Source organism: Saccharomonospora iraqiensis subsp. paurometabolica YIM 90007 (genome assembly GCF_000231035.2).
GTDB lineage: Bacteria > Actinomycetota > Actinomycetes > Mycobacteriales > Pseudonocardiaceae > Saccharomonospora > Saccharomonospora paurometabolica.
Map to the genome: position 1 here is coordinate 89,759 of NZ_KI912218.1, position 1,474 is coordinate 91,232.

A 1,474-nucleotide genomic window follows, 5' to 3' on the forward strand; every position below is an offset into this window, starting at 1 on the left:
GCGCGGGCGCGGGCCGCACCGCGGGCACCGGCGGGGCCGCGGCGTCCGGTGTGTCCGGGGTGTCGATCATCGCGGTCCATTCTGCCGGGCGGGGGTGCGGCCCGGACTCCTCCGCCGAAGTTTTTCCGCGGTCGTGTCGAGAACGGGGGTGTCCGCGCGACGTGTGGGTACGGGCCGGTGCAGGGCCGGCCCGGGAACATCGATCGGGAGACGAGGAGAGAAACCCATGCGGTACATGCTGATGATCGGCGCGAGTGACGAGAGCGAGGCCGACGTGCTGCCCGCGAAGGAGGACTTCGCGCGGATGCACGCCTTCAACGAGGAGCTGGTCGACGCGGGCGTGATGTTGGAGGGCAACGGGCTGCGCTCCAGCTCACACGGGGCGCGGGTGGTCTTCGGCGACGACGGCCGCACCGAGGTGGTGGACGGGCCGTTCGCCGAGAGCAAGGAGCTGGTCGCCGGGTACTGGATCCTGGACGTGTCCTCCCGCGCGGAGGCCGTCGAGTGGGCGCGGCGGGTGCCGGCCGGGCCGGGTGCCCGGGTGGACGTGCGGAAGGTGTTCGAGGAGTCCGACTTCGACGAGTCCGCCGCCGAAGTGGCCCGGGCCGGGGACCGGCTGCGGGAACGGGTCGCCGACACGCACGGCGCGTGAGGTTGCCGGGTCCGTCACGGGCTGCTGTGCTGGGCACCGTGACGGACCCCCGCGGTGCGGTCGAGGCGGTGTGGCGCATCGAGTCGGCGCGTGTGACGGCCACCCTGGCCGGGATCACGCACGACGTCGGCCTGGCCGAGGAACTGGCGCAGGACGCGTTGGTGGCGGCGTTGGAGCAGTGGCCCACCTCCGGGGTGCCGGACAATCCGGGGGCGTGGCTGACGGCGGTGGGCAAACGGCGCGCGGTGGACGCGCTGCGGAAACGGCAGCGGTGGCAGCGCAGGCTGGACGAGGTGGGGCGGGACCCGACCACCGGGCCGCCGCCGGTGGGGCCGGACGTCGACACCGTCGTGGCGGGTGTGGACGACGACATCGGCGACGACCGGTTGCGGCTGGTGTTCACCGCCTGCCACCCGGTGCTGCCGGTGCCGTCGCGGGTGGCGCTGACGTTGCGGCTGTTGGGCGGGCTGACCACCGCCGAGATCGCGCGGGCGTTCCTGGCGCCGGAACCGACGGTGGCGCAGCGCATCTCCCGGGCGAAGGCGACCCTGGCGCGGGAGCGGGTGCCGTTCGCGGTGCCGTCCGGGGCGGAGCTGGCGCCGCGGCTGGCGTCGGTGACCGAGGTGGTGTACCTGATCTTCAACGAGGGGTACGCGGCCACCTCGGGCGGGGACTGGATGCGGCCCGGACTGTGCGTCGAGGCGCTGCGGCTCGGGCGGGTGCTCGCCCGGCTGGCTCCGGCCGAGCCGGAGGTGCACGGGCTGGTCGCGCTGATGGAGCTGCAGCATTCCCGCGGCCCCGCCCGCACCGGCACGGACGGGG

2 protein-coding genes are annotated in these 1,474 nt (G+C 74.6%); both read left to right on the forward strand.

Annotated elements, in window-relative coordinates; translation table 11 throughout:
• Positions 1-226 precede the first annotated feature (226 nt).
• Positions 227-652: a YciI family protein gene (locus SACPADRAFT_RS0207545; protein WP_007027592.1), complete on the forward strand. Its 426-nt coding sequence runs from the start codon at positions 227-229 to the stop codon at positions 650-652.
• 38 nt (positions 653-690) lie between these two features.
• Positions 691-1,474: RNA polymerase sigma factor (locus tag SACPADRAFT_RS26145; RefSeq protein ID WP_233357137.1), on the forward strand; the 784-nt coding region annotated here is incomplete at its 3' end.

Coding starts and splice junctions, on each gene's coding strand:
- SACPADRAFT_RS0207545 (WP_007027592.1), top strand. CDS start 227: ATGCGGTACATGCTGATGATCGGCGCGAGTGACGAGAGCGAGGCCGAC.